This is a genomic window from Chloroflexota bacterium, from assembly GCA_035652535.1.
Lineage (GTDB): Bacteria > Chloroflexota > UBA6077 > UBA6077 > SHYK01 > DASRDP01.
Genome location: DASRDP010000017.1, coordinates 18,453 through 27,852, shown reverse-complemented (window position 1 = coordinate 27,852; position 9,400 = coordinate 18,453). Strand labels below are relative to the sequence as shown.

6 protein-coding genes are annotated in these 9,400 nt (G+C 62.4%); 3 read left to right on the top strand and 3 right to left on the bottom strand.

Annotated features, from left to right (window positions below; translation table 11 throughout):
* On the bottom strand, positions 1-1,344 hold a 1,344-nt coding region (locus VFC51_02825), incomplete at its 3' end, for a hypothetical protein (protein HZT05935.1).
* 124 nt (positions 1,345-1,468) lie between these two features.
* On the opposite strand from VFC51_02825, the gene VFC51_02820 reads away from it, so the two are divergent.
* Together VFC51_02820 and VFC51_02815 are read left to right on the top strand one after the other, a co-directional pair.
* Positions 1,469-1,795, top strand: coding sequence for a clan AA aspartic protease (locus VFC51_02820; GenBank protein ID HZT05934.1), 327 nt, complete (start codon positions 1,469-1,471; stop codon positions 1,793-1,795).
* A 37-nt stretch (positions 1,796-1,832) separates the two neighbouring features.
* Entirely contained in the window at positions 1,833-2,897 is a 1,065-nt protein-coding gene (locus VFC51_02815) for a lysylphosphatidylglycerol synthase transmembrane domain-containing protein (GenBank protein HZT05933.1), read from the top strand.
* Here the strand turns inward: VFC51_02815 and VFC51_02810 are convergent.
* A complete protein-coding gene (locus VFC51_02810; protein ID HZT05932.1) occupies positions 2,852-4,825 on the bottom strand; it encodes a DUF6541 family protein in 1,974 nt (657 codons plus the stop codon). The two genes, VFC51_02815 and VFC51_02810, sit on opposite strands and share 46 nt — an antisense overlap.
* A gap of 324 nt (positions 4,826-5,149) precedes the next feature.
* A complete protein-coding gene (locus tag VFC51_02805) occupies positions 5,150-6,295 on the bottom strand; it encodes a glycosyltransferase family 2 protein (protein HZT05931.1) in 1,146 nt (381 codons plus the stop codon).
* Positions 6,296-8,217: 1,922 nt separating this feature from the next.
* Between VFC51_02805 and VFC51_02800 the strand changes: the two genes are divergently transcribed.
* A complete protein-coding gene (locus VFC51_02800) occupies positions 8,218-9,387 on the top strand; it encodes an FkbM family methyltransferase (GenBank protein ID HZT05930.1) in 1,170 nt (389 codons plus the stop codon).
* Positions 9,388-9,400 lie beyond the last annotated feature (13 nt).

Here is a 9,400-nt window from a genome sequence, read left to right as displayed (position 1 = left end):
CTCGCCGCCCGGCAGCCACTCGGTGCCCTGAATCGTCGAGTCGACCACGCGCCCGCCGAGGACCGGCAGCCATTCGCCCACACGATCCTGTGCCCAGCCGCCCCCGCCCACCACGATGAATCGGCTTCGCTCGGACGTGTGATTACGCAGCCAGCCCATCGCGGACCGATCCTCTCGGGTGAGGGCGGCCGTCGCCGCAGCGACGTCCGCGGGGACCGGAAGCCCCGATCGATACGCGAGGGCCGCCAGACCAAGGGCAGCCACGGTGAGCGGAGCGCATATCGGCCGCGCCCAGAGCGCGAGCCTTCCCGCCGCAGTGCCCGCGTGCGCGCCCCAGTCCCCCCACGGGTGGATCAGCGCAGCGCTGGTCGCGCGACCCAGCGCGAGCGATAGTGGGCACGCGATGAGCCAGCGGCTCCGACTGTTGAGCAGCCAGATGGCCCCCACCCAGGCCAGTAGAGACAGCCGCTCGTCGCGCGTCGCGGCCAGAGCGGCGAAGAGCGCAAGGGCGAGGGCCGCGAAGACCTGGACGTCCCGAGCGCCGAGGCCCTGCGCGACCGACGAGCCCGTGGCCGCGGCCGCGACGAATGGGCCTGGCCCGTAGCGCGCCAGCACCGTGACCCACCACGGCGCCGCCAGGATCAGCGCTCCTCCCGCCGCCACGGCCCCCCGCACCGCGTTCCCCCACGTCCGCCCATATCCCAGGTACACGAGCACCGCGCTGTACGCCAGAAACCACGCCATCTCCAGGTGGCTCAACAGCGCCAGCCCCGAACACACCGCCAGCAGCGCCACGTCCCGTCTCCAGCCACGCGTCGCCAGCAGGTACGCCTCCCGCAGCGCCAGGAGCGCAAACAACAGCCCCAGCGACCGCGTCAGCCCTCCGCCCCCGATCAGCCACTCGTAGCTCCCCGGCAGCGCCATCAACACCCCCAGCGCCACCACCGCCCCCATCGCCGTCCGCAGCACCGCCCGCGCCAAGAGCGCAAACGCCCCCATGGCAAAGAGGTTCAGCGCCAGCGGCAGCCACCGCAGCACCGCAATCCCGCTCGTGTGCGTCAGATCCGCCAGGAGCGCCCCCAGCACGAACCCCAGCGGCGGATACGCGAAGGGGATCTCCAGCCCGTTGTACGTCACCGACCACGGCAGCCCGTAGCGGGCGCCCCGCACCGCCTCGATCATCACCGAGAAGAGCCCGCCGTCGTTCAGCGGGAAGTCGTTCGCCAGCACGGGCATCCCGCGCAGCGCCAGCCCCAGCCCGACGCCGCACAGGGCAACCGCCCCCACCACGGCGTGGGCGACCGCAACCCCACGCACGCGCGTGACCGATGCCACAGCCAGCATCCGGGCTCCTCCCGATCGACGGCGCTCGCCGCCTGCTACACTACTCGCCGAAGGATAGGCAATCGCCGTTCGGGGTCGCCAACATACGGAAACACGGCGGAGTGACGTCATGAGAGGAGACAGCGTGGGAGAGGTCCGAGCTTCAGTTCGACTCGTGAACGCGGTTGACCTGGACCTCGTACGCGGTGGGCTCATGACGGCTGAACAGGTGCGGTCGTACGACGCGAGTGCACTCGTCGACACTGGAGCGATTTCGCTGGTCATTCCTTCCTTTGTCGCGGAGAGACTCGGCTTGAATCGCACAGGCAATTGGGTGGCCGAGTTCGCGGACGGACGTCTTGCTGAAATCGACGTGGTGCTCGAGCTGATGGACCTCATGGTCGACTGCTACGGCCGACAGCTCGTGCCCAATCCCGCCCACCCCGACCAGCCAGTGATCAAGATCAAATGAAGCTGCGGAGGAGGAGGGTGGGGGTGAGCGAGTCAGCGTGACCATCGCGGAAAAGCAGACGACGGCGGCCTCTGACGCATCAGGTGCGACCGCGACCACCGACGCCGCCGAAGCGGGCGCTGCCTGGCACCGGTGGATGGCGCCCGCCGTCGCGGTGCTGGTGGCGGGCATGGCGCTGTACCTCGGCATCACCGTTTGGTCCGGGCACGATCGGCTCCTCGCGACCCTGCGACGCTTCCCGGTCCAGCCATACGCCCCACTCGTCCTGGGACTCGTGCTCGTCGGCTGGTTCCTGCGAGCCCTGCGGTGGCACTACTATGCCCGCACCCTCCGCTGGCCCGTGCCCTTCGGGCCCAACGTGCTCGCCTTCTGCGCAAGCTTCGCCTTTACCGCCACGCCAGGCAAGGCGGGCGAGGTCGTGAAGGCGGCGCTGCTGCGCGCGCGCTACGGGGTCTCCATGGCGGACACGGCGGGGGTGCTGCTCGTGGAGCGCCTCGGCGACGTGATGGCGGTGCTGCTCCTGGGAATCGGCGGGCTGGCGCTGCTGCCCAATGGGCTCGGGCTCTTCGTCTTCGTCCTGATCGCGATGGGCTGCGCGATCGCGTTCCTCACCACCGAGCGCCTGTATGGACCAACCCTCCGCCGGCTCGGAACGTATCCACGCTTCGAACGGATCGCGGCCAAGCTCTTGCAGCTCGTCGTGACCGGCCGCGCGCTCCTTCGACCCCGACCCCTCGCCGTGGGTCTCGCGATCGCCGTCGTCGCCTGGGGATGCGAGGCGCTCGCCTTTGCGCTCATCCTCGCGGGGCTGGGCGCGAGCGTTTCCACGATCGCCGCGTTCTCGGTCTACGCCATTGCGACGCTGGTTGGCGCCGTGACGATGCTTCCTGGCGGCATTGGCGGGGTCGAGGCGGCCATGCTCCTTCTCCTGGCCGTGCTGCGGGTGGAAACGGGCGCCGCGGTCGCGTCGGTGCTGCTGATCCGGCTCAGCACGCTGTACTTCGTCAGCGTGCTCGGCGTGGGATTTATGGCGGCGTGGTGGCTGCGAACCTCACGTCACGGCGGGCAGCGAACCCGAAACACCGAAGCCTTCCCCGACTGAAACACCGTGTCCAACGCGGGGGACCGCCGGAGCTCGAGCTCAGTGGGAAAGTGCCTCCCCTGAAAGCTCCCAACGGCTGCTCCGCGGTATACATAGCGAACCCCGAGCGAACACGCGAGCGTGTAGGCTTCGGGTGCTCGCTCCAGGCGACCGATGTTGTCAAGTATCTCGCGGACCTGATCGATGCGCCGCGATGTGCTCGGGTCGGGCTTGCGGGTCAGCCGCTCGTAGCACTTTTCGTCGGTGGTGACGAGCCAACACCATAGGGCATCGGGCGAAGAGAACAGCTCTTCCATCCCGAGCCGAGGGATGAGGATACGCACGCCCGCCTTATAAGGTGCCCAGATTCCCGCATCCGCCATCCAATCGTTCGCAACGATTTCCGTCGGCCCGACGTTCCCGCGCAGCCAGGCCATCGCCGCTGCGTCGTCCGGCGTGTAGGAGATCACGCGCTGGACCTGGGCGCCAAGGCGGGCGCGAATCCCCATGGCATCAGCGCCAGCCAGACTCAGCAGCACGAGCGCCGCTACCGCCGCGACTGCGCCACTCCGAGATGGCGAGTTGGCTTGCTTCAGCCTCTGCCACCAGATACGCAGCGCGGCAGTTCCGATGTCTGCGAACGCCGCCCCCTGGAGCAGGCACGCTGAACCAGCCACGAGGATCGCCACGCGCCTTCGCTCCGTCCACGGGAACGTGATCTCCGACAGAAACTGCACCGTGGGGTTTTCGGGATAGGCAAAAACCACGGCCGTTGCCAGAAAGATGGCGAACAGCACCAGCGGAATCCGGCCGGCTCGATGCCTTACAGCCCAGGTGGCCGCAATGATCAGGAGCGTAAAGCGAGGCGCCAGATCGACGAACTGCACGCCGCTGATTGCGCGCGCGAGGTAGACAAGCAGAGCAATGGCGCTAACGTCTGGGCCGGATCGGACCTCGGAGAGCGCCCAGGTGTGGGCATAGGCGAGCGGCCCCTCGGGATGCGCGAGCGCATCGAGCTTCTGAAGCGCCGGGGCGACCACGGCGATCCCAATGACGGCGCAGATGCCCGAGTGAAGGGCGAGACGCCGCCAGGCCACGCGCTCGCGCCAAAAAACGAGGATGACCAACCCGCCGAGGAGCGCGGGCGGCGCGTCGCTCGCGTGGGTCAAGGCCAGGCCGGCTGCCAGCAGGATCGCGAGGACCAGGTGACGGGCCGTCTGCGCCTTGATGTAAAGGCCGCTGGTGGCCCAAAGGGCGATGGCGATCAGGGATCCCCACATCTGGGCCCATGAGCTGACGAAGTTCGGATCGTACAGATACACCCAGGTCAAGGCGAGAAATAGCGCGCCCAGCGCCGAGGGCAGCGGATCGTCCCAGAGCGCCATGCCGCAGCCAAAGACTACGAGCACGGCCATCGGGATTACGGCCAACGAGACCCAGAACGCGCCGGCCGCTGTGTCAACACCGGGGAAAAGCAGCAAAAACGCGGCTGCGGACGCGTGCAACCCCGGCCACCAGCCCCCCGCCCACGACTGGCCGCGCCTCAAGCTATCGATGTGCTCGACGTGGAACGGTCCGTCATCTAGCCAGAGCGGCACCTCCGCACGCCAGCACCCCCACACCACGATGGCCGAGGTTAGGGAGAGGGCCGCCACCAGGACGAGGCACGCGACGCGAGATCGCGGCGACCTGGCCCAGGTCTGCCACAGCTCGGAGGTTGCCTGCAGCAGATTGACCGCCCCGACGACGGCCGCCACGACGAGGAGGCCATCTACCAGAGACAGCGGGAGCCCTCGGACAGTGACCAGGCTCGCGACGAGAGCGAGGCTCGCGAGCCCTGCTGCGGGCGCGAGCCCGAGCGCGATGAGAGCGTTGGGCAAACGAAGCGGGCGTAACACCGCGAAGCCCGAGCAAACGACGACGAAAAAGAATGCGACGCCCACCGTCATGGGTGGGGAAGGGATAGCGCGCGAAGAATTCGGAGCAAGAACCTAATTCGAGTGAAGCTCAGAGCGCAAGCTCGGTCGCTGACTTGCCAAGCGCTCCCAACCAGCAATTCATCTGCGGCCGGGGCCGAAGGCGGCCACACCCGCGGCGCGAGCCTCAAGCCGTGGTAGGAAGAGGTGCTCTGCTGTCCGGCAACCGCTAGCCGCCCCGTGGCTACCCGTCAACAAGACCCCTCCGCCCTCGATTCGGCAGCAAATCGGTCTGTACTGCAACGCGTCATGCTGGAACCGTCATAGCGATGTTGCGCGATTGCTCTAGCCCGTGAGTCAGACCTCGTCGCCATGAAGGTTAGAGCTACCAATCCTATACGAATTTGCGGCCTCCTGCGCGGACCGTCGCCGTGAAGCGACCTCTTTTTCAATGCGAAAGGCGGCCAGCGTTCGGTGCACGGCCCATGAACCCGTTCGCCGGATGCTTCTCGGAATTTCAATCCCACACAGCCAGGCCAGGAAAAAGTGTGGTATTGACCGCGGCAGTACTAGAATCGGGGCGGATGTAACCCAAAACAGCGGCGTAAGTCTAAACCATCGAAAGCATTGTGTTCGGATGGCCCGGTCTTCTTCCGCCGAGAGACATGCTCGATACCTGACCACCAACCAGGGATTCCAATAAATCATAAAGAGCCGCCGTAACAGATCCCGCCTCGGTGCACCGTAGGCCGCCACCGCCACGGCAATCAAATCCTCTGTAACTTGCGTCGCATACCTGTGCTTTTGCTGATCCAGCGCTTCCATCACACATGAATTGTCGAGGCGCTGCAGCACGAGGTGCTTCCCCAGCCATAGCCAGGGCTCACGAGCCGCTATTTGACTGAAAATAAAAGCGTGTGGGAAGTGTCGTAAGCTCTCAACGTATTCTATACCGTATGCCTGCACGACCCGCCGCCAGTCATCGCGTCGAAATAGGTGCGCTGACATGTAAGCGAAAGGCAGAGCTAGCTCACCCACGTCGGTCATTATCCGCGTTTCCAGTGGGCGTGCTGGAAGAGCGAGGTTATGGTCCTCGCTCTTGAACTCCGACAGGGTTGAATCCATGTTGACCTTGCCAACCGTAATGCCACCGACCCCCGGGTATGCACGCAGCGCCTCACTGACAGCCTCTACCGCATTGGGAAGCAGCACATCATCGGACCCGACAAGCCAGCACCATTCAAACGACGCCATCTCGACGACGTTGGCAAAGTTCCTAACCCCCACATCCACCGCGAATCGAAAATATTTGATCGGGAAGGGGCTCACACGTTGGTATTCCTGTATCAATTGCGAAGTCTGATCGGCAGATGCATTATCGCTAATACAAATCTCTAATGCGTCGTCGTCGGCAATGTTCCGTTGGGCTAGAATACTATCTAGCAATGTCCGAAGCGTCTCTCGTCTGCCATTATGCGTTGGGATACAAATCGAAAGCCTCATCTTTCATCCCGCTTAATCGACGCCGCTTCGACTGTTCCTCATATGCGTAAACGCTGCCGATCGAACGAATAGGACGGGCGCAAAACAGAGGCCAAGGGCGGTCAACAAGAAATACACAAGCGCCACGAAAAACAAGTCACCGGATTGAGCCGCTTTCGAAATACATACTATTGTAAGCACGCTACCCCCGACACTAAATGGCAACAGAGGATCTTTCCGTTCTGACCTCAACATGACAGCAAAACAAATTATGACAGTATGAATAACCGCTGCTCCCATCAGTATCGCCGTAGCAGAACTTTCCGCCATTCGTGAAGCCAACGCAGGCCAGCACGTATCTACGATCATGGCTAGCACACTTATAGCCGCTGCTCCGGCTCCCGCGAACAAGGTCGCGCCGAATAGCATGTGAATGAAAGAGCGGCGAAGTTCCAAATAGTCTTCCAAGCTGGCAAGACGGCCTAATCTTGGGATCTGGCTTAACGGCCACACAGACGCGACTGCTAGCCAGCTGCTCATTAAACCGAGGGATACCGCGAACTTCCCGGCCGCTGTGGATCCGAGCTCGGAAAACACAATCGGGCTTATGGACCTGAAGATGATAAAGCCAGTCAAACCGCTCACCGCGACCTTCCATTGAAACGGCAGAATCTCGCGTTTCCACTCGGCAATAGTGAGCAACGGCCCGCTTAGTGCACCAAAATATTTGCGCTGACTCATAATCCAGGCCAGCGAAACTACTATTCTGGAAGACTCGAACCAGACTAGGCTCCAAAGTCCCGAAGAGACTAGAAGGCTCCCCACCAACACCGATCCGGAGCAAAATTCGAGAACAGTCTGAATCCGCCAGGATCGCGCGACTGACACTGAACCCTCCAAATATGCCAGCGCAGGCGCAAGACCGCGTTCACAGCAGCAAGCCACTACGAAAAGCACCCAAGGGACCCGCCATCCGAGTAGAGGGTCGGAATTTGTTGGTGCGTCCCTGCCGAGTATTAATGCGCCGGCAACCAGGAGCGTCGCTCCGGCGACTGGGGTGAGAATGGCAGTGAATTGAAATGCTCGTCTCGAAAACCGCACTAGTGTCATCCGATCGCCTATGGCAGCGTAGTGACTTGCGTTTTGCAGGACGATTTGGGGGATCCCAAGCTCGCCCACAGTGATAAAGGAGCTAAGGTTCAGGAAAACCCAGAAAAACCCCTGCTCCTCGGGCGTCATGCCGAAAGCCACCAGCAGCATCGCTACCAACATCACCAGGGTCTGCACCGCGCGTGTGGCGACGGCAAACAGTATCTCGGGCCGTGCCCGAAAGGACGCGACCGTGAGCAAAAGGGCATCGTGGGGGACCACATGAAACAGCCTGTGCAATTGTTCAGTTCTGGTAGACCGCGGCCTGTCAGCCAGCATTCACGTCCCTGCTAGATCGAGCGGCCGGCTTTCCCATCAGAGGCCGACCGGACACCACGAACCGCCGATGCTGCGGGATCGCCGCAGGGACAGCCAAGCCGACTCCACGTGCACAATGAGCGCGGTCCCCGGTATTCCGCCCTGGGGACCGGAGAGGATCCCATCCGAACAAGCGATTGGGGATGACGGGAGATTGCCGGCCCCAATTTTCAACGGGAAGGATACACGCCGCCCGCGATTATGTGCGATCACGGTTGGAGCAACACTTTTCTCGCGCTGGATCGCGTCCCTCCATCATCTTTGGCGCCACCCCGCGGACGTCGGACCCAGCCCTCCCATCGTTCCTGCTATCGAACGCCATCGGTGCGGGTGACCATTGAAGGCCGGCGATACAATTGCACGCGCGGTAGGCACCCAAAAAATTTCACACCGAACTGGAAATTCCCGAAAATTTCTGGCCAACGCCCTGCCGCTTTAAGGCAAGTAGTTGCAAGGAGATGGGAGAGGGGTCGGGCTTGGACGAGCTCCTGGTGCACGAGACTTTACAGAAGCTCCTGGCAGAGGACCGTGAGTCATCCATCGAGCGAGCTAAGACGACACTTGATAACCTGGTGGGGCCGATCGGCAGGCGACCAGTTGTCCTTTTCGGTGCCGGCGCGCTGGGAAGAAAGACACTCAACGGCCTCCGTCGACTAAACCTAGAACCCGTTGCGTTTGCGGACAACGACGTGCGCAAGGCTGGTACCGAAGTCGAGGGCATTCGCGTTTTTACTCTCCAAACCTTGATCGACGAACTCGGCACCGACTTGTCGGTCATCGTAACGGTCTTCTCAGAAGGTCATCGGTATCTTTCCACGCGAGAGCGGCTTCGCGCCGCCGGAGTCACAGCCATCGCACCGTTTGCCGCTCTCGCGTGGAAATTTCCTGACTACTTCCTACCGCACATGCGGATTGAACTGCCGCAAGACGTATTGGCACATGGTGCCGACTTAAACCGGGCGTTAGGCTGTTTTTCGGATGCTGGTTCGCGGAAACTCTTTGTATCCCACGTTCGTTGGCGATTGCACCTTGACTTTGATGGATTGCCGCCTCCGGTGCAACATCAGTACTTCCCTCCTGACATAGTCCAAACGAAGCCGGGCGACGTCATCGTCGATTGCGGAGCATATATTGGCGACACACTTCAATACGCCCTTTCCAGTCCTCACGTCCACTTTAGCCGCTGGATCGCGTACGAACCAGACGCTTTTAACTACGCCCAGCTTATCGGTTACGTTCGGTCGCTGCCGCTTGCTATTCGCGAGTCTGTTGAGGCGAGAAATGCAGCCGTGACCGACCGCACAGGAATCGTTCGTTTCAATTCGGATAGTAACACCGGTTCGTCTATTTCTCGCGAAGGTCAAGCGGTGGTGAACGCCGTAGCTCTCGACGATGAAATGGCGGATCAGCCTGTCGCTCTTCTCAAACTTGACGTGGAGGGGGCAGAGATCGAAGCATTGCGAGGGGCAGAACGGTGTATACGTAAGAACCGGCCGATCATCGCCCTCGAACTCACTCACAATCTGAGAGACCTGTGGGTGATACCGAGCTATATCAAGGACCTCACGCTCAGATACGAGCTTTTCTTGCGCTCTCACGAAGACGACGGGACAGATCTGGTCCTTTATGCCGTGCCGAGTCGTTAGCGCGGGCGAGACT